The 25,915-nt window shown below is 70.6% G+C and carries 25 protein-coding genes; 7 read left to right on the top strand and 18 right to left on the bottom strand.

Going from position 1 to position 25,915, the window contains the following annotated elements; all coding sequences use genetic code 11:
* Nucleotides 1-2: 2 nt before the first annotated feature.
* Nucleotides 3-1,397, top strand: a complete 1,395-nt coding sequence (locus IEZ13_RS38440) for a DHA2 family efflux MFS transporter permease subunit (protein WP_229795569.1) — start codon at nt 3-5, stop codon at nt 1,395-1,397.
* Between the two features lie 393 nt (nt 1,398-1,790).
* Here IEZ13_RS38440 and IEZ13_RS38435 read toward each other — a convergent pair whose 3' ends face one another.
* Nucleotides 1,791-3,572, bottom strand: a complete 1,782-nt coding sequence (locus IEZ13_RS38435; protein WP_183222275.1) for a LamG domain-containing protein — start codon at nt 3,570-3,572, stop codon at nt 1,791-1,793.
* 125 nt (nt 3,573-3,697) lie between these two features.
* On the opposite strand from IEZ13_RS38435, the gene IEZ13_RS38430 reads away from it, so the two are divergent.
* The gene (locus tag IEZ13_RS38430) at nt 3,698-4,141 is read left to right on the top strand and encodes a hypothetical protein (RefSeq protein ID WP_229795567.1); all 444 of its coding nucleotides are present in this window, start codon (nt 3,698-3,700) and stop codon (nt 4,139-4,141) included.
* Nucleotides 4,142-4,177: 36 nt separating this feature from the next.
* Here IEZ13_RS38430 and IEZ13_RS38425 read toward each other — a convergent pair whose 3' ends face one another.
* The gene (locus tag IEZ13_RS38425) at nt 4,178-4,834 is read right to left on the bottom strand and encodes a DUF4360 domain-containing protein (RefSeq protein WP_183222273.1); all 657 of its coding nucleotides are present in this window, start codon (nt 4,832-4,834) and stop codon (nt 4,178-4,180) included.
* A gap of 273 nt (nt 4,835-5,107) precedes the next feature.
* Between IEZ13_RS38425 and IEZ13_RS38420 the strand changes: the two genes are divergently transcribed.
* Nucleotides 5,108-5,725 (top strand): DUF4360 domain-containing protein, encoded by a 618-nt coding sequence (locus tag IEZ13_RS38420; RefSeq protein ID WP_229795565.1) that lies wholly within the window; start codon nt 5,108-5,110, stop codon nt 5,723-5,725.
* Between the two features lie 79 nt (nt 5,726-5,804).
* On the top strand, nt 5,805-6,575 hold the full coding sequence (locus IEZ13_RS38415; protein ID WP_183222272.1) for an LLM class F420-dependent oxidoreductase: 771 nt from the start codon (nt 5,805-5,807) through the stop codon (nt 6,573-6,575).
* Between the two features lie 209 nt (nt 6,576-6,784).
* On the opposite strand, the gene IEZ13_RS38410 is transcribed toward IEZ13_RS38415, so the two are convergent.
* Nucleotides 6,785-7,351 (bottom strand): Uma2 family endonuclease, encoded by a 567-nt coding sequence (locus tag IEZ13_RS38410; protein WP_183222271.1) that lies wholly within the window; start codon nt 7,349-7,351, stop codon nt 6,785-6,787.
* 897 nt (nt 7,352-8,248) lie between these two features.
* On the opposite strand from IEZ13_RS38410, the gene IEZ13_RS38405 reads away from it, so the two are divergent.
* Complete coding sequence (locus IEZ13_RS38405) at nt 8,249-8,911, top strand: hypothetical protein (protein ID WP_183222270.1); 663 nt, start codon at nt 8,249-8,251, stop codon at nt 8,909-8,911.
* 198 nt (nt 8,912-9,109) lie between these two features.
* Here the strand turns inward: IEZ13_RS38405 and IEZ13_RS38400 are convergent, their stop codons facing one another.
* From IEZ13_RS38400 to IEZ13_RS38355, 10 genes are all read right to left on the bottom strand, one after another.
* Nucleotides 9,110-9,928 carry a hypothetical protein gene (locus tag IEZ13_RS38400; RefSeq protein WP_183222269.1) on the bottom strand — a complete coding sequence of 273 codons (819 nt, stop codon included), beginning with the start codon at nt 9,926-9,928 and terminating at the stop codon, nt 9,110-9,112.
* The gene (locus IEZ13_RS38395; RefSeq protein ID WP_183222268.1) at nt 9,925-10,461 is read right to left on the bottom strand and encodes a hypothetical protein; all 537 of its coding nucleotides are present in this window, start codon (nt 10,459-10,461) and stop codon (nt 9,925-9,927) included. Before IEZ13_RS38395 ends, IEZ13_RS38400 begins: the two co-directional genes overlap by 4 nt.
* A 28-nt stretch (nt 10,462-10,489) precedes the next feature.
* A complete protein-coding gene (locus tag IEZ13_RS38390) occupies nt 10,490-11,527 on the bottom strand; it encodes a hypothetical protein (protein WP_183222267.1) in 1,038 nt (345 codons plus the stop codon).
* Between the two features lie 2 nt (nt 11,528-11,529).
* Complete coding sequence (locus tag IEZ13_RS38385) at nt 11,530-11,940, bottom strand: hypothetical protein (RefSeq protein ID WP_183222266.1); 411 nt, start codon at nt 11,938-11,940, stop codon at nt 11,530-11,532.
* A 117-nt stretch (nt 11,941-12,057) separates the two neighbouring features.
* Nucleotides 12,058-12,711, bottom strand: a complete 654-nt coding sequence (locus tag IEZ13_RS38380; protein WP_183222265.1) for an ABC transporter — start codon at nt 12,709-12,711, stop codon at nt 12,058-12,060.
* Nucleotides 12,699-14,276: a hypothetical protein gene (locus tag IEZ13_RS38375; protein ID WP_183222264.1), complete on the bottom strand. Its 1,578-nt coding sequence runs from the start codon at nt 14,274-14,276 to the stop codon at nt 12,699-12,701. The genes IEZ13_RS38380 and IEZ13_RS38375 overlap by 13 nt, the downstream gene beginning before the upstream one ends.
* On the bottom strand, nt 14,273-15,151 hold the full coding sequence (locus tag IEZ13_RS38370; RefSeq protein WP_183222263.1) for an ATP-binding cassette domain-containing protein: 879 nt from the start codon (nt 15,149-15,151) through the stop codon (nt 14,273-14,275). Before IEZ13_RS38370 ends, IEZ13_RS38375 begins: the two co-directional genes overlap by 4 nt.
* Nucleotides 15,148-15,984: a cupin domain-containing protein gene (locus IEZ13_RS38365; protein WP_203833839.1), complete on the bottom strand. Its 837-nt coding sequence runs from the start codon at nt 15,982-15,984 to the stop codon at nt 15,148-15,150. The genes IEZ13_RS38370 and IEZ13_RS38365 overlap by 4 nt, the downstream gene beginning before the upstream one ends.
* A complete protein-coding gene (locus IEZ13_RS38360; protein ID WP_183222262.1) occupies nt 15,981-16,535 on the bottom strand; it encodes an RNA polymerase sigma factor in 555 nt (184 codons plus the stop codon). The genes IEZ13_RS38365 and IEZ13_RS38360 overlap by 4 nt, the downstream gene beginning before the upstream one ends.
* Nucleotides 16,536-16,804: 269 nt before the next feature.
* Complete coding sequence (locus IEZ13_RS38355) at nt 16,805-17,071, bottom strand: hypothetical protein (RefSeq protein WP_183222261.1); 267 nt, start codon at nt 17,069-17,071, stop codon at nt 16,805-16,807.
* 274 nt (nt 17,072-17,345) lie between these two features.
* Here IEZ13_RS38355 and IEZ13_RS38350 point away from each other — a divergent pair, with 274 nt between their 5' ends.
* Together IEZ13_RS38350 and IEZ13_RS38345 are read left to right on the top strand one after the other, a co-directional pair.
* Nucleotides 17,346-18,083, top strand: coding sequence for an SDR family NAD(P)-dependent oxidoreductase (locus IEZ13_RS38350; protein WP_183222260.1), 738 nt, complete (start codon nt 17,346-17,348; stop codon nt 18,081-18,083).
* A 511-nt stretch (nt 18,084-18,594) separates the two neighbouring features.
* Complete coding sequence (locus IEZ13_RS38345) at nt 18,595-19,161, top strand: hypothetical protein (RefSeq protein ID WP_183222259.1); 567 nt, start codon at nt 18,595-18,597, stop codon at nt 19,159-19,161.
* Here IEZ13_RS38345 and IEZ13_RS38340 read toward each other — a convergent pair.
* From IEZ13_RS38340 to IEZ13_RS38320, 5 genes are all read right to left on the bottom strand, one after another.
* Complete coding sequence (locus IEZ13_RS38340; protein ID WP_183222258.1) at nt 19,144-19,722, bottom strand: hypothetical protein; 579 nt, start codon at nt 19,720-19,722, stop codon at nt 19,144-19,146. The two genes, IEZ13_RS38345 and IEZ13_RS38340, sit on opposite strands and share 18 nt — an antisense overlap.
* Nucleotides 19,723-20,538: 816 nt before the next feature.
* Nucleotides 20,539-21,990: a GntP family permease gene (locus IEZ13_RS38335; RefSeq protein WP_183222257.1), complete on the bottom strand. Its 1,452-nt coding sequence runs from the start codon at nt 21,988-21,990 to the stop codon at nt 20,539-20,541.
* 125 nt (nt 21,991-22,115) lie between these two features.
* Nucleotides 22,116-23,636 carry an alpha/beta hydrolase gene (locus IEZ13_RS38330; RefSeq protein ID WP_183222256.1) on the bottom strand — a complete coding sequence of 507 codons (1,521 nt, stop codon included), beginning with the start codon at nt 23,634-23,636 and terminating at the stop codon, nt 22,116-22,118.
* A 65-nt stretch (nt 23,637-23,701) separates the two neighbouring features.
* On the bottom strand, nt 23,702-24,292 hold the full coding sequence (locus IEZ13_RS38325) for an acyl-CoA-like ligand-binding transcription factor (RefSeq protein WP_183222255.1): 591 nt from the start codon (nt 24,290-24,292) through the stop codon (nt 23,702-23,704).
* A gap of 61 nt (nt 24,293-24,353) precedes the next feature.
* Nucleotides 24,354-25,841 carry a DHA2 family efflux MFS transporter permease subunit gene (locus IEZ13_RS38320; protein WP_183222254.1) on the bottom strand — a complete coding sequence of 496 codons (1,488 nt, stop codon included), beginning with the start codon at nt 25,839-25,841 and terminating at the stop codon, nt 24,354-24,356.
* Nucleotides 25,842-25,915 lie beyond the last annotated feature (74 nt).

The raw sequence follows: 25,915 nt of genomic DNA, 5'->3' as shown, positions 1-25,915 counted from the left end.
TCGTGGCCACCGCCACCCTCGGCACCGCAAGAACAGCCAAGACCCGCCCGCTGGGCCTGGTGATCGCCGCCGTCGGCATCCCGGCCTTCATGGGCGCCCTCGACAACCTGGTCGTCAGCACCGCGCTCCCGGTCATCCGCACCGAGCTGGGCGCGTCCATCTCGGACCTCCAGTGGTTCGTGAACGCGTACACCCTGCCCTTCGCGGCGTTCCTGCTCACCGCGGCGGCGCTCGGCGACCGGCTGGGCCGTCGCCGGATGTACCTGGCCGGCATCGCCCTGTTCACCCTGGCCTCGGCCGGGGCCGCGCTCTCCGTCGAACCGTGGCAGCTCACCGCCTCCCGGGCCGTGCAGGGCATCGGCGGCGCCATGATCGCGCCACTGTCGCTCACCCTGCTGGCCGCCGCCGTACCGGACCGGTTCCGCAATGCCGCGGTCGGCATCTGGGGCGGCATCACCGGCCTCGGCGTCGCGCTCGGCCCGGTCATCGGCGGCGCGGTCGTCGACGGCCTCACCTGGAACTGGATCTTCTGGGTCAACGTGCCGATCGGCGTGGTCGCCCTGGCGCTGGCCGCCTTCGTGCTCGGCGAGTCCTACGGCGGCGCCCGCCGGCTCGACCCGTTCGGCCTGCTGCTGTCGGCGAGCGGCATGCTGCTGCTCATCTGGGGCATCGTCGACGGCCCGGAACGCGGGTGGACCAGCGGCCGGGTGCCACTCATGCTGAGCGCCGGCGTCGCGCTTCTCGCCGGGTTCCTCTTCTGGCAGAGCCGCAATCGTACGCCCATGCTGCCGTTGAGCCTGTTCAAGTCCCGGTCGTTCAGCCTGGTCAACGTGGTGACCCTGACCTTCTCGGCGGGCGCGTTCGGCTCGGTCTTCCTGCTCGCCCAGTACTTCCAGGTGGTGCAGGGCCTCACCCCGCTGGAGTCCGGTCTGCGGACGCTGCCGTGGACCGCGGCCCCGATGGTGGTCGCCCCGCTGGCCGGCATCTTCGGGTCCCGCATCGGGCTGCGCAACCTGATCGTGGCGGGGCAGGTGCTCCTGGCCGCCGGCATCCTCTGGATCGGGCTGGCCACCACCACCGACGCCGGGTACGCCCGGTTCATCGGCGCGTTCGTGCTGGGCGGCATCGGCATGGGCCTGACCTTCGCGCCGATCAGCACGGTCACCCTGGCCAGTGTCGGCGAACAGCAGCGCGGGGTGGCCTCGGGCGCGAACAACACGATCCGGGAGTTCGGGGTGGCGGCCGGGGTGGCCACGCTCTCCTCCGTCTTCAGCAGCCAGGGCGGTTTCGCGAGCGCCCAGGACTTCGTCGACGGCGTGGTGCCCGCGGTGTTCACCGGAGCGGCGATCCTCGCGGTCGGCGCTCTCGTCGCCACCCGGCTGCCGAACCGGATTTGAAACAAGTAGAAACAGACTGTTGCATCACCGCAACATCGCTGCAACGATGACCTTCGATTCTGCGCCGCCCGGTCATGCGGGATGCGCCGGTGCCGTCCTCGCCGGCGTGATCCCGGCCCGCTCTCCCCGGACCGGACGGCACGGAACCCCCGCCGCCGCAGGCCTCCCCCTCGGCGGCGCGTGAGTGGTAAAGCAGCGTGTGCCGGCCCTCCGACCGGCACACGTTGCTAGCCCCGCGGCGGGCTCTGCCAGCCCCGCGGCGGGCTCTGCTAGCCCCGCGGCGGGCTCTGCTAGCCCCGCGGCGGAAAACTGAAAACGTCGCACTTCAAGACAACCCACTTGAAGTGCTCCTGGGCGCTTCAAGAAGATCGCTTGAAGCGCCTTTTGCCTTCGTCAGCCGAGGCCGATTTGGACCCAGACGTCGTCCAGGGTGCCGTGGAACTGGTCGTTGTTCTGGCCCACGCCCTTGCCTCCGACGGTGAACGGCTGGCTGGTCTCCACCGACAGGGTGTCCGGGACGGCGGTCACCGTCTCCAGACGGTCGTCGACCACGATCGCCAGCGTGGGGCCGGTGCGGCGGCACTCCAAGCTGTGCCAGCGGCCGTCGGCCACCGAGGTCCGGCTGCGAGCCACGTACACCGTCGTGCCGGTCCGGTCGCTGATGCCGCAGCTCGGCTTGCCGGACTGGCCGTCGACCTGGAGCTTGTACTGGCCGCCGCCGTTCGAGTAGCCCTTCTGGAGGATGTTCTCGCCCCCGCCGGTCTCCGAAGGCGACAACAGCACGCCCGCCCCGTACCGCAGAGGTCTGGTCCCGGGGTTGAGATCCGCGGTGTCGCCGGCCTGCAGGACCAGGCGCGGGCAGCTCTCGTCGGCACACCTGGCCGGGAAACCCAGCGCCTGGCCGCTCCCGTGCGGCACCATCCGCGGCGCCCCGCCGTTACGGGTGACCGCGCGCAGCAGGTGGCCGTGCCCGGAGCCGTCGTCGAAGGTGCCGTCCGCGATGGTGGTGTCGAAGTTGTACGCCGCCACGTCGTCCGTGGCCGCCCTCTCCGTCCGCGGCATGACCCCGGTGAACTCGGCGTACCGTTTCCGGCTCACCCCGTCCACCTGGGTGAAGTCGCCGACCGCGCTGACCGAGGCGAGCCGGGCGCTGGCCGCCAGCTGCCGGGTGCCGACGATCCCGTTGGCCTGCGGCGCCCATTCGAGCAGGTTGCCCTCCCGGTCGATCGCGGCCAGTTTGCCGCGGACCACCGAGCCGTCGGTGCAGATGCCCCGCACCCCGTTGTTGGTGGTGGTGCACGCCTTGTCGAAGTGCCCGCCCACGTAGATCACCTCGGAGAGCTGGGTGATCGCCTGGGCGTCGCCGTCGAACACCCGGGTCCAGCGGGTCTGCCCCTCCCGGGTGTACGACACCGCCCGCCCACCCTGGCCGCCGAGCGCCGCGTACACCCCGTCGGTGTGGGTGGCCAGCGCGAACACCTGCGACACCGGCTTCGGCGCGAAACTCCGGTCGAGCACGCCGGTGTCCGGGTCCACGGCGGTCAGCCGCAGTGTCGAGCGCACGTCGTTCGTACGATGGAAGCTTCCGCCCAGATAGACCCGGTCGTCGGTGACGGCGAGCGCGTTGACCGTGTCGTCGGTGGTCGGCGCCCACGCGTCCAGCGTCCCGTCGGCGGCGGTGAAGGCCGCCAGGTTGCGGCGCGGCTGACCGTCCACGGCGGTGATCCGGCCGCCCAGGTAGATGCGGCCGTGCCCGGCGGCGATCGCGTTCGGCTGCCCCACGACGGTGTGCCGGAGCTGCGTGACCTGCCCGTCCGTCTCGCCGATGCCGGCCACCGCGTCCCGCGACTCACCGTTGACCGTGTCGAAGTCGCCGGCCGCGTAGACCACTCCGTCACCGACGGCGAGCGCGCGCACGTTGGCGTCGGCGGCGGGTTTCCAGTCGCGCAGCGCGCCGGTGTTCGCGTCGAAGGCGGCCAGCCGGGTCCGCTGTTCGGTGCGCCCGTTGACCGAGGCGGTGGTGAAGTTGCCGCCGACGTAGACGGTGTCGCCGTGGTAGGCGACCGCGTAGACGGGGCCGTTGAACGAGGGGGACGTCGCCGGCCGGGACGAGACGATCTCCGCGAACGCCGTGCCACCGACCGCGACGAGAACCGTCGCGAGGCCGGTGATCATCGCACGGCGTACCACCTTTTTGCCGTTTTTGGGGATATTGACCACGTCAGAGCTAACTTCCGAGATCCGCAAAAGTCACGGCGGGCACTATGCTCCGGCGTACGCCATCGAAGGAGGGGAATCCAGTGCCGCAACGTCGCCGCACGGCCGTGGCCACCGCCCTGATCGCGGTCCTGGCCGGCGCCGCCGCCGGATGCGACGGGATCGAGATCGAGGTCCCGGCCGGATCCCTGCCCGCCCCGGTCAGCATCGCGCCGGTGCCGTCCGCCTCGGCGGGTCAGCCGAAGTACGTGTGCAGCACGGTCTACAAGATCCTCACCGAGGGCGCGGTCCGGCTGGCCGAGCACACCGCGAACGACGACGCCGCCGGGTTGCAGCGGACGTTCGCCGACATGGCGAGCCAGGTGACGACCGCCGGCGAGCAGAGCACCGACCCCGCCCAGCGGGCCGCCGCCGGCGAGATCGCCGCCGCCCTCGCCGAGGGCTCCCGGCAGACCGACCCGGAGGCGTTCCTGACCGGCGAGTTCGCCACCATCGGCCAGAGGCTCGACGGCACGTGTCTCGAGTAGCGATGGCGGCGCGAGCCGCCATCGCCACCCCTTCGTTCACTTGTTGTTACACCGCATCCACGAGAAGTGGTAGATCGTCTCGATGCTGCCGTCGGTGGAGTCCATCGTCAGGTAGCTGACGTCGGTCGAGGTGCCCTTGGTGACCCGCAGCTCGGTGTTGATGTTGAGATTCCGCTGCTCACCACAGGGCCGGAAGACCTGCGAGGCGATCGGCACCTGGTCGGTGGCGATCCAGTTGTCGTCCAGCGGCGCCGCGATCGCGTGGTTGGCGTAGCTGCCGGCCGTCATGCCCTGGAAGTAGTAGTTGGCCCGCTGCTGCGCGATCGCGCCGGGCTGGAGGTACCCGTAGCCGCGGTAATCCACCTTGGCGATCGCGAAGGTGAAGCCGGCCGGCGCGTGGACCAGCACGTTGAGCTGGCAGTTCTTGCGATTCTCGGTGACCGGCACGCCGGGGCCCGCCTGCGCCAGATAGGCGCTGTAGATCGCGGTGAACGCGGAGTTGTCCGGCGAGATCGCCACGTCGGCGGTGCCCGGGGCGCAGCCCGAGCCGGCCATGGCGACCAGCTCGATGGACATCTCGCCGGCGGGCGGCGGGTCGACGATGACGATGATCGCCGAGGCCGGTGTCGCGACGAGCAGCGACGACGCCAGGAGCGCCAGCACCGCACAACCGCGGGTTAACAACCTTTTCATTTTTCATCCCCTTCGGGATCGGGAACGGATCGAGCTGAAGCTATTGATGAAAATCAATGGAAGTCAATCGTTGTGAGATGATTTCTTAAGCTCGCAAACGTCGCAAAGCCCCCGAAATTTCACCCCTATAGGCGGTTTTTGCCCCTGCCGAGATCAATAGCAATTCATACTTGTAAATGCCTCGGGTGCACCACTACGGTGGTCGCGGACGCGATGACCGTCGTTCTGGAATGGTTCCAGAAAGCATGCCCCGTTCCCCCCGGAGGAAAGTCCATGAAGAACAGCAATCGCGTGATGGCGGCCGTGCTGGTCACCGCTCTCGCGCTTCCCCTCGGCACGCCCGCCCACGCCGCGGCCGCGGCCGCGATCACCGTGGAGGTGATCGCCAGCAGCGGCTCCGGATGCGCGCCCGGCACCGCCTCGGTCGTGAGCAACGGCGACGACACCGGATTCCGGGTCAGGTACCGGGACTTCGTGGCCGAGGCCGGCGACGGCGCCGCCCTCATCGACCGCCGCAAGAACTGCCAGCTCGGCGTCCTGGTGACCATCCCGGACGGCTGGACCATCGCGATCGCCTCCGCCAACTACCGCGGCAAGGCGAGCCTCCGGTCCGGCGCGACCGCACTCCAGCGCACCAGCTACTACTGGCAGGGCTCCTCCGCGACCCAGCGCAAGGACGCCGCGTTCGCCGGACCGCTGAACGGTCTCTGGACCACCTGGGACGTCGCGCCGGTGCTCACCTACGCGGAGTGCGGCTCGCAGAGCGTCCTCAACGTCAACACCGAGCTGCGCATCGACCCGGGAACCTCGACCGGCCTCAGCACGATGTCGATGAACACCACCGAGGGCGACGTCGACACCCTCTTCAACTTCAGTCTGTCCCACTGCTGACCCGGCCCGTCACCCGGCCGGCAGGCGGGCCCGGCCGGGTTCACCACCATCGGCGGCAAGCCCACGTAGGCTCGGTCACATGATCGATAGGCCGGTTCGCATCGGGCTGCAACTTCAGCCGCAACACATGGACTACGCCACCATCCGCCGCACCGCCTCCGAGGCCGAGGACCTGGGGCTGGACGTCCTGTTCAACTGGGACCACTTCTATCCGCTCAGCGGCGAGCCGGACGGTCTGCACTTCGAGTGCTGGACCATGCTCGCCGCCTGGGCCGAGTCCACCAGCCGGGTGGAGATCGGCGCTCTCGTCGCCTGCAACAGCTACCGCAACCCCGAACTGCTCGCCGACATGGCCCGCACCGTCGACCACATCTCCGACGGCCGCCTGATCCTCGGCATCGGCTCGGGCTGGTTCGAACGCGACTACACCGAGTACGGCTACGAGTTCGGCACCGCCGGAAGCCGCCTCGACGACCTGGCCGTCTCCCTGCCCCGCATCGAGTCCCGCTGGGAGAAGCTGAACCCGAAGCCGACCCGCGACATCCCGGTGCTGATCGGCGGCGGCGGCGAGAAGAAGACCCTGCGCCTCACGGCGAAACACGCCGACATCTGGCACAGCTTCTCCGACCCGTCGACGTTGGAGCGCAAACTCGGCATCCTCGGGCAGCACTGCGCCGACATCGGCCGCGACCCCGCCGAGATCGAGATCTCCGTCATGGGCAACACCGAAAACCGCGACGAGATGTACGAGCTGGGCGCCCGCCTCTTCACCATCCACACCGGCGGCCCGAAGCCCGACCTCACCGACCTCCGCGACTTCCTCGCCTGGCGCGACAAACTCAACGCGTAACAGAGGTTCTACCCCTGCCGAGCCGCGGGCAGCGCTCGTTTTCGGCGGCACCGCCGCGATAGCGCGACGAGCCGCCACCCCTGATTGGGTGGCGGCTCGCGGTTGTGGCACCCAACCGGCTGAGAAGCCGGATCGCTTCGAACTTACCTCGGGGCTTCCTGCGCGTCCGGGCACCAGTTCGTAGATGCATGGGCGCTCAGAGCAGAGAATCAGAGTTGACCGAGATCGATTTCGATGGAGAAGGGCGCGGACGACTTCACGACGCCGGTGAAGACATCGCCATCGCGGTAACGTCCCGCCGCCGGGTCGAGGATGTAGGTGTAGACGAGAGGCACACCAGTCACGGCCTGCTCGACTCGCCAATAGAACTGGATACCGGCTTTCGCATACTGATCAGTCTTGACGATCCGGTCAGTCGTCTCCGAACCTGGCGAGACCACCTCGACGACGAGAAGCACATGCTCGGGTCGGGTCGGAGTGACGTCGATGGTCTCCGCCCGGTAGACCGTCACGTCAGGACGACGGTTGTTCAACGGCACATCCTGGAGCCGGACATCGAAGTCGGTGTCAGCGTTCCAATCCGGGCCCGCAGCAGCATCCAGGGCGTTGGCCAGAAGTCTGGCCAGGCGATTGTGCCGCTTGGAGGCGCTCGGGCTCACGAGGACCATCCCATCCACGATCTCGATACCGGCGCACTGCTCTTCTGTCCACGTCGCGTATCGCTCAGCCGTCACCTGCTCATGCATCCAGGCCGGCGCGACCATCTCGGCAGTCATACACACCTCCCGCATGATGCTCGGCTGTCGGCCCAAAGATACCGTGGCGCCATTCGGCGCGCTGGCGCACCGCCGCCGGTCGCCGTCCCGGGCCAGGCTTTCACCGACGTCCCGCACGCCGCTCAGGCATTACAGATCCGCCGCCGCAGACGCCGCCTCGACCAGCCACGCCGCTTCACCACCGGAACCGTCTACGCCATCACCGATCTCCTCGTTCACCAGGCGAAACCGGCACAGTTGGCCGACTGGATCCGCGAGCACTGGGCCATCGAGAACAAGATCCGCTGGGTGCGCGGCCAAGATCAATACCTACGCCCAGGCAGAGGCACAGGCGAACTGGGCTCACGACATCCGCGCCTTCGGCCGGGACACACTGAACAACGCACTGGACGACCTCCGGAAGAAGCCGGTCCTCGTCGCAGCCGGGTTCGTCAACGAAGGCGTCATCGGCGGGTTCGCCGCACAGCACGTCAGCAAACTGCGAAAGGCGAGCGAGGCACTCAAGACGGAGTCCGAAGCCGCCATCAAGGAGTACCTGACGGAACGCGGCGGAACGCCGAAGTCGAAGGCGCTCACGCGGTCGTCGACGTCCAGGCCCGCGAGGGCCCTAACCCGTGGATCACCGTCAAGGCGCTGCCCATGGACGGCACCCGCGAACACCGCCAGACCGGACGCCTCCATGCCTTCGAGGGAGGTCTCCTGCCCTTCCTGGTCGCCCGCACCTCGTGGCTCGGTGCCAATGCGGTGCCTGCTTACCAGGCACTCAGGTTCTATTTCGAGCACCCTGACCAGAGACCCGGTCTCGGTTCTCCCCGCTGAGCGACGAGCCGCCATCGCCGTCCCGTGCCGCTCGCAGGACATCTCTCGCTCTGTTCCTCCTCGTGTTGAATGGCGACCATGAGCGTGGCAGAGCCTTCCCTGAACCGGGCAGCCGGGCCGGTGCCCCCGCTGATCCGGGCCGTGCCCGCCGACCGGGCGAAGCTCGCCCTCGAGTTCGGATCCGGCGACGTCCGGCTCTTCGACTGTTCGCGGGACCGGCTCGTCCGGGACCACCCCGGGACCGACTGGACGGTCTTCGCCCACCCGGAGTTCTTCCGGCACCTCACGGTCGATTCCGGGGCGGTGCACTGGGCCGGCGACGTGACGCTGGACGCCACCTATCTGTTCGCCGCGTCGATCCCGCTGACCGGGCCGGAACGGGATCGGCAGTTCATGCGGGTCGCCTACCGGAACCAGGCCCCGACCCCGCAACACCCCACCCACCACGTCTACTATTTCGAGCTCGTCCCGTTCGGCACGCACCCATTCCTGATCGGGGAGTCCATCAACGGTGGCCACGGCGAGATGGGTGGCGCCACCACACTGCGGCTGACGGACCTGCTCGCCTGGCCCGGATGGGAGGAACATCTCGCCCTCGCCGGCTGCGACTGGGCGGTCCCCCTGCTCCGGGCCGACGGCGTCACCGAACGCACGGCCGTCGACGCCATCGTCCGCGAGGTGTGCCGCCGCGCCGACACTCCGGACTCCGACATCCACGGCTACCAGGCCAAACCCCACTGAGCTGTCTTGCGGCCGCTCGATCGGTGGCTCGCCCGGCCGCACCCGCAACGGCACGTCGAGACCACGGTGGCCGGCGGCGCCAACTCCTCGGGATGTCAGCCAGGACGTGCCGGTGTTCCACCTGCACCGACAGCGGACGGCCAGCCCAGCGGTTCCTCAGGCGCTGTCGAAGCCCAGACGCTCGCCGTGGGCGAGCAGCTATCGCGGCCACACGTACATGGTCACGCCACTCGGCTGGATGTCCGGCGGCAGCCACGTGGGCAGCGTGTGGCGGCTGATGCCCCGGGGGTACTCGTCGCTCTCGCCCTTCGGCAGCGCCGACTCGATGTCCCACCAGTGGGCGCGGTCGACGAACCATCCGCCGATCAGACGCCCGTCGGTGGACCGGTACACCAGGCCGTAGTTCGGCTCCTCGAAACCGGCGGTGGGGTTGTCCACGTCGAACGAGACGTAGTCCCACTCGTCCTTCGGGGTGGGCCGGTGCTGCACCGCGTCGATCCTCGCCGGCAGCAACACGGACCGCGGCGGCGGTATCCCCTCCCCGGTCACGTCCAGCACGATCCGCGCGACCCGGCCGGCCTCTTCCGCGCCGACCTGCAGAATGCCCCCGAGTTCGACGGCCTGCCCCGCCGGCAGGTAGGCCCAGCCCGCATTGACGATCGCCTGCCAGTCGTTCAGGTCCTCGGAACGCCACCCCCGCCCCGCGCCGTCCACGAACTGAAAACGGACATGGACCCTGATCGGCTGGTCCGTACCGTTCCGGAAGACCGCCGCCGCGCCGACGATGCGCCTCGCGGCGTCACCGTTCGGTACGGGGAAGGTCGCGAATCCCCGCTCGTCGATGGTGACTCCGTCGACGATGTCGTCGCGAAGCATCGCCGGGCCGGGACTGGACGACGGCCCGGGCGGGTCGTTGTTCTCCGGCGGGCCGGTGCAGGCGGCGGCTGCCGCGAGTCCGGCCGCACCGAGCGCGGCCGCGAGCAGGCGCCGTCGTGGCAGTCGCGGGGTGTGATTCACCGTTCCCTGTCCCTGTATTTCAGATACATCTCGTGCCGCAGCTCGGTGTGCGCCTGCTGATGGCCGACCTGCAAGTCCCTCATCGCGCGGTCGGCGAGTTGGAGAAACTCCCGCTCGTCGTGGCGTTCCAGCACGTCGGGCGCGATGCTGACGTGGAAGTCGAGGAGACCGACCGTCGTCACCACGATCTCCCCATCCGGCGAGCTTCCGTGCGCGGTGAGTCTCGCACCCCGCTCCAGGTAGTCCCGGTGCCGCGGCGAGAACGGCGGGCTCAGCTCGCTGTACCGCTCGAAGCTGTGCGCGCGCATGACCACCCGCCGCGCTCTCTGGTATGCCGCGGCCATCAACGTCGCCCCGCGCCCGAGTTGATGCGCCAGCGTCACGGCGTCACGGTCCCGGTAGTACCCCTCATAGCTGTCGTGCACGAACCGCAGCGTGATGTGCCGCAGGGACTCCACCTCCCCTTCGATGCGCCCATCGGGTGAACTCGCCCTGACGACTATCGCGTTGAGGTCGTCCGCGATGGTGGCCATGGTTCCTCCCTTCCGATGCGGGTGCGGATCAGTACTCCGGCGAATGGGCCGGGTCAGGATTGTCCGAACCCATCCGCGGCCGTTCCAGGTTGCTGACACCCACACCCAACGGCTTCGACCGGAACGCTTCCAGCGCCGGCACGGTCTGTCTCACCCCTGCTCCGGACGTTCCGAGGAGAATGCTTCCGCTGACGACCCTGTTGTGGAATCCGTTGATGATGTCGTGCAGTTCCCTCTCCGATGCGCTGAATTGGAGGCGGAGTTTCTCGGTCGCGTCAAGGATGCTCTGCCAGATCGCGGCGACACTGTCGCCCCCGATGTCCGCGTCCCGGGGCGCATCCGGCTCGTACATGTCCTTGGCCACGCCGAGGCCGGCCGCACCGACAGCCGCGACCACGCCGGCGACGGCCATCCCGGCCGCCCCGGCGCCCGCGGACAGGACGCCCAGCACACCGATGGCGATGTTGAAGGTCAGGTTCTTGCTCTCGGTCGAGCCGCACAGCGACTGCGGGTCGTACGCCGCGATGACCTCCTCGGCGAGCTCGACGAGTTTGACCACGTCGTTCTGCGCCTGCCTGACCTGCTCCTGGTATCCCCGCAGCACCAGCCACAGGAGCGCGATGGTGTTGGCCTGGAGGAACACCATCCCTCCCCACCGGTCGAGGTAGCCGCTGCGGACGGCGTCGATGGTCCGGCCGCGCCAGCCGGCCTGATTGCTACGGAAGTCCGCCATGAAGTCCGGCACCAGTGCGCCGAGGCTGAACAGCTCGGCGTCCTCGATGCTGGTGACCCCGGTGTTGGTGAGCCGCTGGTGCGCGCCTCGGAGGGCCTCGATCGCTCCGTCGAACGAGGAGGGTGGGGGAAGCTCCATGTAGGGACCCCAGATCTCCTCGGCCTTCCGGGTGGCGTAGTCGCGAATCGTGACGTCGCTGACGTACGGGACTCCGGTGACCTGGACGAGTTCCTCGAGCGCGTCGGCGTCACCCGCCCGGGTCATGACCTTGTTGACGAGCGTGTTGACGAGGCCGCTGATCGCGAACTCGAGACTCTTCGGAAAATCCGCCATCGTCACCTCGGGTATTCGCCGCTGTCGTGGCCGACCGTCCACTCGTCATTGCCCGGGGACCTGTCGCCTTGCAGACGGTCACGGATCTCGTCCATCTCGCGCGCCGCGGTGTCGTCCTCGTGAAGGAAACGGTTGAGCGCGGCTTCGAGGCCCTGCGACAGTTCCCACAGGTTGTCGCTGGTCTCACCGGCGGCGCTCCAAACGATGTCGCGCAGTCGTGTCCAGCTGCCCTGGAAAGCCGGTGGCCCGAAGTAGCCGGGCCGGTCGAGCCGGTCGTCGTAGCCCGAGGTGGTCTCACACGCGTTGCGGATCTGCGCATACTCGTCCACCAGGCGTGGCAGGTCGATCCGGGCGGCTTGGCGCAGCCGTTCGAGTGGACCACCGAACACCGCACCGTGCATTTCCTCGCTCATAGCCGATCACCCCCGCGCAGTGAAACGAATCCCACTCGGCTCAGATCACAGGCTATCAAGGCATTCAATGCGTGAAATGCTCTCGGAAACGCTTCGGCCGTACCCTGAAAAGATCTTCTAATCGATTTCGGTCATCATTGAGGACCGTGCCCGGACCGGCTCCACCGCCGCCCACACCGATACCAGGACGGCCGCCGCAAGCAGGGCGGCCCAGCGATGATGGGCGGCGGCCCAGCGTTCGTCGCCGGGTGGCACGTAGAGGGCCAGATGCGGCGGGATCCGGCTCGCCGCGACCACCAGGACCAGCACGGCGGGGGCCGCCACGATGCCGCCGTTGTCGCCGGAGCGTAGGCGAACGGCGCCCACCGCCAGCGCCACCGCGCCGAGCGCGGCCGCCTCCACCGTGACGCCGCCCAGCGGCAGGAGGGCGCCGTGACCGGTGATCGTCAGGACGAGAGCCCACCAGGCCGCCGCCGCGGGGAGGATCACGCCGGCCCGGGCGGCGTACCGGAGCGGGCGCGGGGTGGGCACCGTCGCGATGGTGCGCGCGGCCGGGTCGTCCAGGAGGAACGCCAGGCCGAGCGCACCGCAGACCGCGGCGGCGCGCAGCAGGCCCACGAGATCCTCGACGGTCAGTTCGACCCGGAAGACGGCGGGCACGGCGACGATCGCCAGCCCCACACCGGCCGCGGCCAGGAACGCCGTCCACGGTGTGGCCCGCGCGGCCGGGAGCACCAGCAGCGGCAGGGCCCGTACGCTCATCCGTCGCATCGAGTCCGCTCCTCGACGGGCGGCAGCGGCGGGACGGGGACGCCGAGCAGCTCACCGGCCCGGTCGGCGGAGGTGCCCGCGGCGGTCAGTTCGGCCCAGGAGCGCGCGACCGTCGTGGCGACGTCCCCGGGCGGGCGCCGGAGCAGCGCCGATGCCGCCGCCATCTCGCGGTCCGGCACCGAGAAGCCCACCGGGAACTGCATGTCGCCGAACGGCACTCCGCCCCAACTGGTGGCGTCGACCGCGCGCAGGCCGGCGGCGGTCGCCGGGGTCGCCTGCCCGGCGAGCCAGGCGACCAGCACGCCGCGAGCGCCGCAGACCGGGATGTGCGCGGGCGCTGACTCATGGGTGACGACCTGGTACGCGACCAGGCCGGCCAGCGACATCTCGGACCGGCCGTCGCCCCACCGTGTGCCCACCGTGACCGCGCCGGGCTCGATCCGCTGCCACTCCGCCGCCGCGGCGGCCTGCTCCTCCGCGGTCACCACCCGGCCGTCGAGCATCCGGTCGTCGGTGGACACCCGTTGCCGGATGACGAACGGCTGCCCGGCCGCCTCGGCCGGCACCGCGCGGAGCACCCCGCGCACCACCGCGTCCCAGCCGCCGGTCCAGGGTTCGAAGCCGCCGAACGCGCAGTAGGTAACCGAGCCGATCGAGCGGCAGTCCTGCATCTCGGCGGGACGCTCGGCGGCGGTGGCCCGGGCGTCCCGGACGGCGTCGCTGACCGGCAGGTACTGGGCCGCTCCGGCCCCGGCGGTGACGGACAGGGCGGCCGCGCCGGCCATCACGAGGCGGCGGTTCCGGGCACCCGCGGCGACCAGCGCGGCCAGCGCCACCAAGGCGATCAAACCGGCGACGTACGCCAGGTGCCGGCCGGACGGCCGGGACGTCAGCGCGACCGGCACCGGCATCGGCGGCTGCTCCAGGGCGACCGGTAGCAGCCAGCGCACGTGACCCGGCAGCGACGACAGCCCGGCGGCATAGACGGCGACGGCCGCGGCCAGCAACAACAGAGGCGCCACGATCACGGTACGGACCAGCCCCGCCAGCAGCACCCCGGCCGCGCCGAACAGCAGCACCACGGCGGGATGCAGGGCCAGCTCGGCGGGGTCGGGGCGGCCGGCCGAGCCGGGCAGCGCGGCCAGCAGCGCGATCCGGGTGGCGGTCAGCACCGCGACCAGGACCGTGAACGGCAGCACGGCCAGCAGGAAGGCGCCGGTCCGCCACGCGGGCGGCAGTACGAGGGTGTCGTACAGCCCGGTGGTGGCGTGCCGGTCGGCGCGCAACGCCGCGAGGTTGGCCGCGATCAGCGCGCCGCCGCCCAGCACCAGCAGGGCGAGGAACTGCGTCGACCAGTCCTCGTCTGAGAGGACCGGGAACCGGTTGGCCCGGCCGGTCAGCCACCGGTAGATCTCCGGGCCGGTGAAGAGCAGCAGCCCGGCGATCACCGCCGGATGACGCAGGAGCCGTACCCCCTCGGTCCGGGCGAGGGCCAGCATGGCGCGGCGCGGATCGCCCGGCCGTGGCGCGGTAGGGGCCGGGCGTTCGGCCAGTGCGGCCGTCATCGCCCGGTCTCCTCACGAGCCGGCGTGTCGACGAGCATCAGATAGCCGTCCTCGACGGTGGGTTCGAGCAGCTCGGCGCCGGCCGGCGGGTCGCCGACGTTGCGGTAGCGCCCGTCGCCGGCCCGCCAGGACGCGAGCGCCCCGGCCACCCGGGCGCCGCTGGTCCACACCCGCCCCCGGGCGTGCGCGGCGAGATCCGCCGGGGTGCCCTCGAACCGGACCGTGCCCCCGTCCAGCACGACCACCCGCTGGCAGAGCGCCATCACCTCCTCGGTCTGGTGGGTGGACAGCAGCACCGAGCGGCCCTCGCCCAGCTCCGCGATCACCTCCCGGAACCGCAGCCGCTGCTCGGGGTCGAGGCCCACGGTCGGTTCGTCGAGGACGAGCAGGTCCGGGTCGCCGGCCAGCGCCGCGGCCAGCGCCACCCGCTGCCGCATCCCGCCGGACAGCGCCCTGATCCTCCGCCCGCGCTGACCGGAAAGCCCGACCGCGTCCAGCACCCGGCTCACCTCCTGATGGCGGGCGCGACGGTCGGTCAGCTCCTTGAGGATCGCCACGTAGTCGACGAACTCGAACGCGGTGAAACCCGGATGGAAGCCGGGATCCTGCGGCAGGTAGCCGAGGCGGCGCCGCACGGCGAGCCGGCCGGCGGGGGTGCGCGGGTCGTTGCCCAGGACGCTGAGCGTGCCCTGGTCGGGCGGGAGCGCGGTGGCGACGATCCGCAGCAGCGTCGTCTTGCCCGCGCCGTTCGGGCCGAGCAGGCCGGTCACGCCGTCGTACAGCGTGAAGGACACATCGGTCAGTGCGGCGGTGCGGCCGTACCGCAGGGTCAGGCCGGACGCGTGGACCACGGACGTGGCCGCGGCGACGGTCACCGGAACCTCCTGGGGGATTCGAACGCCCGGTGGATCCGGGCGAGGACGACGGCGGCCAGCACGGCGGCGACCGCCGACGCGAGCTGCCCGGCCGGGACGAAGACGGTCGAGCCGGTGGCGCCGGCGCCCCGGGTGGACACCACCACCGCGATCCAGCCGAGGCCCACGCAGGCGGCGGCGAGGACCGGGCCGAGCCGGGCGGTCAGCGCGAGACTGAGCAGCGTCAGCGTCAGTGCCGGCAGAAACCAGCCGAGGGCGGCCAGGCCGATGTCGGGCACCGCGAGACTCGCCACCGCGCTGAGCGCGGTGGTCGCCGACAGCACGGCCACGCAGCGCAGCAAAAGCAGCCGGAACGTGTGCATCGGGGCGACCACGGCGATCTCGTACGTCGGATCGGCGCGCGGCCCGAACGACAGCGCGACCCCGCAGACCGGCAGCAGCGGCGCCGCCGCCAGGAAGACCACCGGATGCAGGACGGCGGCCAGCACCGCCGTGAGCGCCAGCGTCGACACCACGGCGGCCAGCCAGGACAGTCGCAGCACCGGGGTCGCGGCGAGCAGCCGGGCGGTGTGCCCGGCCACGCCGGCCCGGGTCAGCAGGCGCTCGACCGCTCCCGGGACGGGCGCGTCCAGTTCGGCGTCCAGCCGCTCCCAGCCGTCCCGCAGCACGGCCGGCTGCCCGGCGGCGAGCCGGTGCCGGCAGTGCGCGCAGGCCGTCAGGTGCGCCTCGACCGACCAGAGGACGGGTGGCGCCAGTGTCCGCTCCCCGTACCGCCGCAGTTCCTCGTCCGGCAGATGCCACGACTCCATGGCCGCCCTCCCCTCGTCGATCACGCCAGCTCCTGGCGCAGCTGCCGGCGGGCCCGCATGGCTCTGGTCTTGACGGTGCCCGCGGGGATGCCGAGCAGCACGGCGGCCTCCGCGGTGGTGAGCCCGTCCAGGACGGTCGCCTGCACCACCGCGCGCAGTTCCGGGGAGAGCCGGGCGAGCGCGCCACCGAGGTCGCCGTGTTCCACACCGACCAGCACCTGTTCCTCGGCGGAGGGCTCCTCGGTGGACCGGCGCCGGGCCAGCAGGCCGGTCAACCGCTGCCGGGCCCCGTGCCCCCGCAGTGAGTCGATCAGTCGGCGGGAACCGATCCGCCACAGCCATCCGGCCACGTCACCGCCCGGATCCCGGTACCTGGCCGTGCCCCGCCAGACGGCCAGGAAGGTCTCCTGCACCACGTCGTCGACGAGGGCGTCGTCGAGACAGCGGTAGCGCAGGCGCAGCACCAGCCACGCCGCGTGACGCCGGTAGAACGCCTCGAACGCGCTCCGGTCGCCGCCCGCGATGCGGGTCAACAGGTCGGCGTCCGTCGGGGCGGGCCCGCGCGTGCTGGTCACAACCCATCATCGGATCGGACCCCGCAAACGGTTCACACGGCTCCGGCTCACAGACCCCTTTTCCGGTACGGCGTGCGCAGTCCCCGCCGAATCCACCCCGTCCCGCCGGCTCCACGCGAGCGTCTGCCCCATTCCGGCCGCGACGCGCCCACCGGGCTGATGCGGTGGTCACCCTGGCCTTTGCGCCCGGCCGGAAACACGAAACGGCCCCCACCGAATGGTGGGGGCCGTACCGCCTATTTCACCCAGCGAGTGACGGTGTCACTTGCTCAGAAGATGCTCGGGGCGCAAGAGAAGATGTCGTTCTGGTTGGCGGTGCCCTGGCCCAGGATGCCGAGACCGCTCAGCGCCTGGACGTCGACGTTCTGCAGGCCGACCAGAGCGTTCTGGGTGTCGGCGTGACCGACGCACTTGGTGTCCTGGTCGATGTCAACCCCACCCGGGTGGCCACCCGCCTGAGCGGCGGCCGGAGCGAGCATCAGGGCACCGGCGGCGAGAGCGGCGACGGCGAAGGCCTTACGAGAGAAGTGCTTCATGTTGACCCATGAACCTTTCTGGATTGGGGTCCGATTTGTCCTAATACTAAGCTTCCCGACGAAGCGCCCGCAAAGAAACATTAGCCACGAAACATATTGGAAACACATCATCCCGACAATACGGTATAGAGAAACGGACTTTCAGGCAGTTGTAGTGCTTTACGCGTACAAAATTTATTTGCCTGTAGTGACTCTCTCGGGTGACGATCTCCGCACCGCCAATGCCTGATGTCCGAATCCAGGCCGGAGCCTCTTCCCGCGGCAGGATGGCGACATGTCCTTCTCCTACGTGGTGACCGGGGCGGCTCAGGGCGTCGGCCGGGCCGTCGCCGAACGCCTGGCCGCCGACGGTCACGTGGTCGTCCTGGACGTCGCCGGCCGGCTCGACTGGCAGCACGACCGGGTCACGCTGGTATCCGGCGACGCCACCGACCCCTCGGCGGCGCGGCAGGCGGCCGTCACCGCCGAGGCCACCGGCCCGCTGGCCGGCTGGGTCAACAACGCGGCGGTCTTCCACGACGCCGGGCTGGCGTCCGATCCGGTTCCGCGCGTCCTCGACCTGATCACCGCGAACCTCGCCCTGGCGGTGACCGGCTGCCACACCGCCGTCAACCACTTCCGCACCCACGGCCGTCCGGGCGCGATCGTCAACGTCTCGTCACACCAGGCACAGCGCCCGGTTCGCGGCGCGCTCGCCTACGCCACGGCGAAGGCCGCGATCGAGGGCCTGACCCGGGCGGTCGCCGTCGACCACGGTCCGGACGGCATCCGCGCCAACGCGGTCGCGCTCGGCTCGATCACCACGGCACGGTACGAGGCGTACCGCGCCGAACACCCGGAAGCCGACGCCCAGATGGCCGCACTGCACCCGCTGGGCCGGGTCGGCACACCCGGCGAGGTCGCGGCCGCCGTCGCGTTCCTGCTCTCCCCGGCCGCCGGCTTCATCAACGGCGCGGTCCTCCCGGTCGACGGCGGCCGCGCGGTCAACGGCCCCGACCCCGAGGCCCGCTGACCGGTCACGTCCGGCTGGTCGTGGGCGCTGCCCAGCACCGTCGAGACGACACTCAGCGCCAGCCCAACAGTTCCCGCTGGCTGCCAGTGCTGACCTCGCTGGTCAATCGATCCTCTGTCCGTCCCGCCGGCTCGTGTGCGCCGACCAGCGCACACGTAGCGGGTTCCGTGGTCGCCCGCCCGCGTCATAGCGGCAGGCCGGGCGCACGGACGGCGCGACGTGAGCGCCCGCCGGGCCGGACAGCACGGGCGGTGGATGCAGCGGGGCAATCGATCAGCGGGGTCAGTGCTGTCTCGAACGCTCCGAAACAGCGTCCACGACCAGCCGGACAAGGTCGACCACAGCGCGTAGTCGTCCGAAACGGACCTGCCGGTTCCCGGTCGGGAGCCGCTTCTCCTTCATAGGTGTGCGGCTGCCGGTGAAGGAGTCGTGGAGGTTCCGGGCAGGGGTCATGTGGAGACGCCACCGCCGGGCGGAACGCGGTTACGGTCCGGCCGTGTCAAATCCTCCTGTGTCCGCCCGGCCCGGCAGCGTGATCGTCGCGGCGCTACTCCTCTGGCTCTGCGCGGTACTGCAACTGACCCTGTGCTCTGTCGGCGGCATGGTTTATGACGGGTTTCCCGGAAACATATGGATCTGCGGTGGGCTGGTCACCATGCCGTTGTTCGCGGCCGCGGCGATGGCCGTCTGGTCCGGCTTTCCGGGAGCGCACATCGCGACGGCGGCGCTGCCCCTTCTCTCCGCGTGGTGCGCCGGCCTGGCTGTGCAGAGTCCGTCCGGTCCCGCGCTCGCCTGGCTGGTGCTCGCCACATCGATGGCCGTGCAGGGCGGAGCCGTGGTGTTGGTGCTGCGGCCGTCGTCGCGTGCCTTCTTCCATCGTCCGCCCGGCGCCACCCCAACGGCCTGGCCGCCGTATCCGCCACCCGGCACCACCTCAACGGCCTGGCCACCGTATCCGCCGCCCCGCACCACCGCGCCGCCCTTGCCGCCATATCCGCCGCCCGGCACCACCGCGCCGCCGTTGCCGTCGTATCCGCCGCCGCCCGGCCCGGTCGACCGCTCAGACGCCGAGACGTGACTTGCGGGCCTGCTCATATGTCATCTGCAGTGGACGAGGATCAACATTGAGAGCATGCATCGCGTCGTGATGTTGCGACTCGGCCATCAACTGTGGACCGCGTAGAGCGGCGTCCAGTCCGGCAAGGTCGATGGTGCCGACGCCGAGCGGGGCGAACGCCGATGGCTCGGCGCCAAATGGGCCGCGCGGCACGTCCTCCAGGTCGTGGTAGACGTTGCCACGCAGGTCGACCAGGATCTCGTTGTCGTCGTCATCCCAGTCCTCGATGACGAATCGCTGCTCGGAGACGTAGTCGTGGACGGTCGCCCCGCGGTGCAGGATCTCCACGAGCAGGGCGTCGGAGTCGTACATCTCGAACCGAGCAGCGTACTCACCGGCACGCAGGCTCATGAGCCGGGCCAGGGTCGCGGTCTCGGCGTAGCCGCTCTCGCCGCGAGGGATCACCGCCCAGCGCCGCTCGGCTACCGGGATGATCACGGCTTTCTGCCGGGACTCGGCCAGCGCTCTACGGACACCGTCCAGGTCACCGGTGGCCAGCACGGTCTGATAGGTGCTCCCCATGGCCGCCGATCATAGTGATGATCTTGCAAATTTCACTCCGCCGTACCGTCACAGGTCCGCGGGCCGATCGCCGCGGGGCTCGCCGCACCCGAGTGCCATCCGGCTGCTCCCATCGATTCGGGAACCGGGCACCATGTGGGCAGCCTGTCCGCATCCGGCCGAGCACGATGTCAGCGCCCACTCACCCGCCCGGCAAACACGATGCCGTTGCCCGCTCCCCCAGCCCGGCAAGCACGATGCCGACACCCCGCAGACATGATGCGGCGTGTCCGATCTCGGGAGGCTGTACACCATGGCCGATCTTGCCCGGCTGGCCCTGGAGCTGTTTCGGGGCGCTCGAGACACCCACGACCAGCCGGAAACGGTCGGCTGGCGCCGAGTGCTGACCCCGCTGGTCAATTGCCCCCTGCCATCCGCCGCCCGCGCTTCCGGCCCGGTGGGCGCTCACGTCGCGCCGTCCGTGTGCCCGGCCTGCCGCCATCACGCGGCCGGGCGACCACGGAAACCGATACGTGTGCGCTGGTCGGCGCAACAACAAGGGCGGGCGACCACGGACACCGCTATGTGTGCGCTGGTCGGCGCACACGAGCCGGAGGAACGGACAGGGGACCGACCGGTTGAACAGCAGGGTCAGCGCCGTCTCGACTGTGGCGGGACAGGCTGCGGGGCGGCCGGACGACGTCGGCAGTTGACTGGACGTTTGTGCGGGTAAGGGTGACCACCCACTCACGCCCGGCGGGCGCGGCATGGTCTGGAGCTGCAGCGCCTCGCGGGTCTGCTACGGCGGGTTCGGGTAGCCGTACCGGAGAAAGGTTTTCAAAGAAGCAGCGACAGCGACATGACGCATGCGAAACCGACCACCGAGATGATGGTCTCCATGACCGACCAGGTCTTGATGGTCTGGCCGACGGTCATGCCGAAGTACTCCTTGACCATCCAGAAGCCGGCGTCGTTGACATGCGAGAAGAAGAGTGAGCCGGCGCCGATCGCGAGGGCGAGCAGCGAGACGTCGGTGCGGTCGAGGGTGGTGGCGAGTGGGGCGACGATGCCGGCCGCGGTGATCGTGGCGACCGTGGCCGAACCGGTGGCGACCCGGATGCCGACGGCCACCAGGAAGCCGAGCAGCAGGGCGTTGATGTTCGCGTCGCGCGCCGCGTCGGCGATCACGTTGCCGACTCCGGCGTCCACCAGGACCTGTTTGAAGCCACCGCCCGCCGCGACGATCAGCAGGATGCCGGCGATCGGCGGGAGGGCGCCGCCGAGCACCGCGGATGTCTCTTTACGGTCGAAGCCGGCCCGTTTGCCAAGGGCGTACATCGCGACGAAGACCCCGGCGAGCAGGGCGACGACCGGTTCGCCGAGGACCTCCAGGGCGTCGCGCAGGGCGGATCCCTCGGGGAGGAGCAGTTCGGCGATGCCGCGGGCCAGCATCAGCATGACCGGGAGCAGAACGGTCAGGATCGCGGCCCAGAAGCCGGGGTTGCGGCGTGGGCCGACCTGGTCGTCGACGAGTTCGCCGGGAGCGTTCGGGTTGGCGAGATCGCCGCGGTCGACGAAGTCCTGCCCGCCGGTGGGGCCGGAGGCGGGGCGGTCGGAAGAAGAGGGGGCGGCGAGCAGCGCGGGCACCGGCAGCGGGACCCGCTTGGCGATGAAGTTGCCGAAGACCGGGCCGGCGACGATCACCGTGGGGATCGCGCAGATCAGGCCGAGCAGCAGGGTGAGGCCCAGGTCGGCCTGGAGGCTCTCGATGGCGACCAGCGGTCCGGGGTGCGGTGGCACGAGCCCGTGCAGCACCGACAGTCCGGCCAGGGCCGGGATGCCGAGACGGAGCAGACCGACATCGGTCCGCCGTGCGACGAGCAGCACGATCGGCACCAGGAGCACGACGCCGACCTCGAAGAACAGCGGTAGCCCGATGAGCGCGGCGACACCGGCCATGGCCCATGGCAGCGCGGCCCCGGAGACGCCGTTGACGATCCGGGTCACGATGCCGTCGGCGCCCCCGGATTCGGCCAGCAGCGCGCCGATCATCGAGCCGAGCGCGATGAGCACGCCGACGCCGCCGGCCGTGGTGCCGAGCCCGGCGGTGAACGAGTCGACGACCGCCTCCGGCGCAGCGCCCGCGGCCAGGCCGAGGACGCCGGCGCCGGAGATCAGGGCCAGGAACGGATGCCATTTGGCCCAGGCGATCAGCAGGACGACGGCCGCGATGCCGAGCACGGCGGCGAGAACGAGCTGCGTGGTCCCGGCATCGGTGATGGTCGTCATGGGGCGGCTCTACCCCATCGAAACCTGTTTCAATCCCACGGTCCGGATCGGCCCGCCGGTCCTTGGTCGCGGCCCGCGAGGCGGCCGCCTCGCGGGCCGCGACCAGCGGCGCCCCTATGCCATGATCACCGGCGGAACGGGCCGGTCAACTCGGGCAGCGGGTCCACCACCGTCGGTGCCGCCTGCGTGGTGACCGGCGACGACGGGAAGACGGCCGGGCAGTGCGTGCCCTTCTTCGGGGTACGCAGCTCGACCAGGTACATGTCGATCGCCGCCCGGGCACAGTCGCTGCGCCAGTAGGTGCCGTGCCCGACACCGTCATAGGTCAGGAACCGAGCGCTCGGCAGTTGGCTCGCCAGGCTGGTGCCCCACTCGTACGGGGTGGCGACGTCCCACCGGCTGTTGGCCAGCAGGATCGGCGGCAGCTTGTCCGATGCCCGCAGCCGATGCGGCGGATTGGTGACCTCCCACGGCCAGTTCTGGCAGCTGGCCAGATCCGACCAGGCCAGCGGGTTCAGGCGGGTGTGCGGCGCGAGCCGGTTCTGCGCCGACTCGATGGCCCGCATCACCGGGTAGGCGCCGACGTCGAAGTGGAAGTCGGAGCACATCACCGGCAGGTACCCGTTGGGCGCGGGCTCGCCGCGAGCGCTCTCGCCGCCCTCCTCGATGTAGATCAGCGTTTCCGCGAGGTCGAACCAGGAGTTCGGGTTGTACATGTAGCCGAAAACCCAGTTGACCAGGTCCTCCGGCGGCAGCGGCGCCCCGTCGACGATCAGCTCGCCGGCCTCGGCCCGGGCGTACAGTTCGTCGAAGTAGGCGAGGGCGCCCTGCTCGTGCAGCGCGCAGGCCTCGGTCCGGTCGCACCACGCGGTGAACTGGAGGAACGAGCCCTCCATGGCGAGCGTCTCCCATTTCTGGTAGCCCGCGATGGTCTGCGCGTGGTCCATGTTCGAGTCGAGGGCCAGGGCGCGGATCCGGCCCGGGAACAGTTCGGCGTACTGCTGGCCGATCATGGTGCCGTAGGAGACGCCGTAGTAGCTGATCTTCTTCTCGCCGAGCGCGGTTCGGATGGCGTCCATGTCCCGGGCCACGCTGGCGGTGTCGACGTACTTCACCAGCGGGCCGCTCAGTTCGCGGCAGCTCAGGGCGAGGGCCTTGTTGGTAGCGCGCAGGTCGGCGTACTCCGTCTTGTCGTCCGGGTAGAGCCGGATCGCCTGGGCGCCGATCAGCTCGCCGTCGCAGTTGATCACGCTGCTGCGGGCCTGCCCGCGCGGGTCGAACCCGACGATGTCGAAGCGGTCGGTGACGGCCGGCGAGAACGCGTCACCGGAGGTGTAGGCGAAGTCGACCCCGGAGCCGCCGGGCCCGCCGGGGTTGATCAGCAGCGAGCCGATCCGCCGGGACGGGTCGGTGGCGGGCCGCTTGGCCAGGGCCAGGTCGATGGTGGGGCCGCCCGGCTTCGACCAGTCGACCGGAACCTTGATCGTTGCGCAGAGCAGACCTTCCGGGGCCTCCTCCGCCGGATCACACGCGGTCCAGGTGATGGATGGCGCTGGTGGCGCGGCCTGGGCGGCCACCGCCGGAACGGCCGGTCCGAGCAGGGCGAGCAGGGCGAGCAGGGCGATCGGTACGGTGATGCGGCGCATGGGCAACCTCACGGTCGGCGACAGCAACGCGACCCATTCAAGACCACCGATGCAAGCCGTGCCGGTCAGCCCAGGGGCAGACCGTTCTCCAGCAGGGTGAGGGCCTGCTCCACGCGGTCGAAGTCGCCCGGCTGCACCCCGTCGGCGTAGTAGGCCGTCGGCAGCACCGCCAGCATCGCCCCGATGGCGGCGCCCGCGACCACCCGTGCGGAGAAGTCGTCGGACGGGAGGCCGGCGCGTTCCGCGATCGCCCCGGCCACCAGGTCGATGGCCTCCGTCATCTGGTGCAGCACCCGGACCCGCAGCTCGGGCACGGCGAGCACCAGCCGCTGTCGGCGCCGCTCCAGCTCCCACTGCTGCGGGCTCAGGTTGGCGAACGCCTCGCGCATCGCCCGCCGGATGACCGTGACCGGTGCGATCCCGGCGGGCTGCGCACGGATCGCCCCGACCACCACGGCGTCCACGTCGTCGACCAGGACGACGTCCTCCTTGCTCGGGAAGTACCGGAAGAAGGTGCTGGGCGAGACCTCGGCCGCGTCGGCGATCTGGTCCACGGTGGTCGCCGCGTACCCCTGCTCCTCGAACAGCCGCAGGGCGTGCTCGCGGATCGCGGCCCGGGTCTTCGCCTTCTTGCGTTCACGGAGGCCGTTCGTCATACCCGGGATTCTGCCAGCACCTTCGACGGCGCCGGCCGGGCCGGAAGGCACGGGCCGTTCGTCATACCGCGGATTCGGCCAGCGCCTTCGACGGCGCGATCCGTGCCGGAAGCAGCACCAGCGCGAGCGCCACCCCCACCGCCGCCACCCCGGCCGCGACGAGCAGGGCGACCGCCGTCCCGTCGATGAAGGCGTCCCGCACGGCGCCGAGCAGCGCCGGATCGCCGAGCCGGCCGGCGACCGCGACCCCGGCGGCCGCGCTGTCGCGGACCTCGTCCGGGGCGGTGGCGGGCAGCGCGTCCCGGTAGGTGGTGTTCATCGCCATGCCGAGTACGGCGACGCCGATCGCGCTGCCGACCTGCCGCAGCGACTGGACCATGGCGTTGCCGACGCCGCTGCGCTCCGGGGTGAGCGCGCCGAGTGCCGCGTTCATGGCCGGAGGCATGGACAGGCCGAGGCCGACGCCGGTCGCGGTGATCCACGCTCCGAACAGGGTGTAGCCGAGCACGGCTCCGGTCGCCAGCGCCGCGGCGATCACCGCGAGGCCGGCCGCGATCAGAGCGCGGGCGCCGATCCGGGCGGCGAGCCTGTCGGCGATCCGGGCGCCGACGAGCAGGCCGCCGATGATCGGAAGCAGCCGTAGCCCGACGCCGAGCGCGTCGTGCCCGCCGACCGCCTGGAACATCTGCGGCAGCGCGAAGAGCAGGCCGAAGAACGCGAACCCGGCGAGCGTGGCGAGGATCGTGCCGCCGGTGAACGCGCGGTTGCGGAACAGCTCCAGGTCGATCAGCGGGGCCGCGGCGCGCCGCTCCCAGAACACCAGCGCGCCGAGCGCGAACACGCCGAAGGCGATGGTCACCAGGGCGCGCGGGTCGCTCCAGCCGCGTTCCCCGGCTTCGATGATCCCGTACGTGAGAGCGACCAACCCGGACGCCGACAGCAGCACGCCCAGCCAGTCGGGGCGGCGCCGCCGGTCGCCGTGCGACTCGGGGACGAGGGTGGCCACGGCGACCAGCCCGAGTGCCACCAGCGGCAGGTTGATCAGGAAGACCGAGCCCCAGCGGAAGTTGTCGAGCAGCCAGCCGCCGAGCAGCGGCCCGAGCGGCACGCCGAGGGCGTTGGCGGTGACCCAGAGGGAAAGGGCGCGGGGCCGCTCGTCCTCGTCGAACAGCACGGTGAGGACGGCCCCCATCAACGCCATGATCACCGCGGAGCCGAGGCCGAGGGCGGCTCGGGCGGCGATGAGCTGGCCGGTGGTCTGGGCATACGCGCAGGCGACGGACGCGGCTCCGAACAGCACGAGGGCGATCAGGAGGAGGCGTTTGCGGCCGTACCGGTCGCCGAGCATGCCGGCCGGAAGCAGCGCGGCGGCGAGGACCAGCAGGTAGGAGGTGGTGAACCACTGCAGGTCGGCGGTGGTGGCGCCGAGGTCCTGGGCCAGGGTGGGCAGCGCGACGCTGAGCACCGTGCTGTCCAGACCGATGGCGAGCGTGCAGAGGGCCAGGGCGATCAGCGCGTACCAGCGCCTCGCGAAAACGGTAGCAGCCATGAAATGACAGTAACCCTCAAAAACCAGCGACTGCCAGTTTGGCCGGCGATGGGCGCGCCGACCTGCGCGCGGTT

This window comes from Actinoplanes campanulatus (assembly GCF_014647795.1).
GTDB classification, from domain to species: Bacteria; Actinomycetota; Actinomycetes; order Mycobacteriales; family Micromonosporaceae; genus Actinoplanes; species Actinoplanes campanulatus.
This window is presented reverse-complemented; position numbering and strand designations above follow the sequence as displayed.

What these genes read in the sequence shown, in the direction of transcription:
- IEZ13_RS38375 (WP_183222264.1), bottom strand. Translation starts at nt 14,276, where the DNA reads ATGACGGCCGCACTGGCCGAACGCCCGGCCCCTACCGCGCCACGGCCG.
- IEZ13_RS38350 (WP_183222260.1), top strand. Translation starts at nt 17,346, where the DNA reads ATGTCCTTCTCCTACGTGGTGACCGGGGCGGCTCAGGGCGTCGGCCGG.
- IEZ13_RS38355 (WP_183222261.1), bottom strand. Translation starts at nt 17,071, where the DNA reads ATGAAGCACTTCTCTCGTAAGGCCTTCGCCGTCGCCGCTCTCGCCGCC.
- IEZ13_RS38435 (WP_183222275.1), bottom strand. Translation starts at nt 3,572, where the DNA reads ATGATCACCGGCCTCGCGACGGTTCTCGTCGCGGTCGGTGGCACGGCG.
- IEZ13_RS38420 (WP_229795565.1), top strand. Translation starts at nt 5,108, where the DNA reads ATGAAGAACAGCAATCGCGTGATGGCGGCCGTGCTGGTCACCGCTCTC.
- IEZ13_RS38380 (WP_183222265.1), bottom strand. Translation starts at nt 12,711, where the DNA reads ATGCGACGGATGAGCGTACGGGCCCTGCCGCTGCTGGTGCTCCCGGCC.
- IEZ13_RS38410 (WP_183222271.1), bottom strand. Translation starts at nt 7,351, where the DNA reads ATGACTGCCGAGATGGTCGCGCCGGCCTGGATGCATGAGCAGGTGACG.
- IEZ13_RS38385 (WP_183222266.1), bottom strand. Translation starts at nt 11,940, where the DNA reads ATGAGCGAGGAAATGCACGGTGCGGTGTTCGGTGGTCCACTCGAACGG.
- IEZ13_RS38415 (WP_183222272.1), top strand. Translation starts at nt 5,805, where the DNA reads ATGATCGATAGGCCGGTTCGCATCGGGCTGCAACTTCAGCCGCAACAC.
- IEZ13_RS38395 (WP_183222268.1), bottom strand. Translation starts at nt 10,461, where the DNA reads ATGGCCACCATCGCGGACGACCTCAACGCGATAGTCGTCAGGGCGAGT.
- IEZ13_RS38330 (WP_183222256.1), bottom strand. Translation starts at nt 23,636, where the DNA reads ATGCGCCGCATCACCGTACCGATCGCCCTGCTCGCCCTGCTCGCCCTG.
- IEZ13_RS38390 (WP_183222267.1), bottom strand. Translation starts at nt 11,527, where the DNA reads ATGGCGGATTTTCCGAAGAGTCTCGAGTTCGCGATCAGCGGCCTCGTC.
- IEZ13_RS38340 (WP_183222258.1), bottom strand. Translation starts at nt 19,722, where the DNA reads ATGGGGAGCACCTATCAGACCGTGCTGGCCACCGGTGACCTGGACGGT.
- IEZ13_RS38335 (WP_183222257.1), bottom strand. Translation starts at nt 21,990, where the DNA reads ATGACGACCATCACCGATGCCGGGACCACGCAGCTCGTTCTCGCCGCC.
- IEZ13_RS38320 (WP_183222254.1), bottom strand. Translation starts at nt 25,841, where the DNA reads ATGGCTGCTACCGTTTTCGCGAGGCGCTGGTACGCGCTGATCGCCCTG.
- IEZ13_RS38405 (WP_183222270.1), top strand. Translation starts at nt 8,249, where the DNA reads ATGAGCGTGGCAGAGCCTTCCCTGAACCGGGCAGCCGGGCCGGTGCCC.
- IEZ13_RS38325 (WP_183222255.1), bottom strand. Translation starts at nt 24,292, where the DNA reads ATGACGAACGGCCTCCGTGAACGCAAGAAGGCGAAGACCCGGGCCGCG.
- IEZ13_RS38425 (WP_183222273.1), bottom strand. Translation starts at nt 4,834, where the DNA reads ATGAAAAGGTTGTTAACCCGCGGTTGTGCGGTGCTGGCGCTCCTGGCG.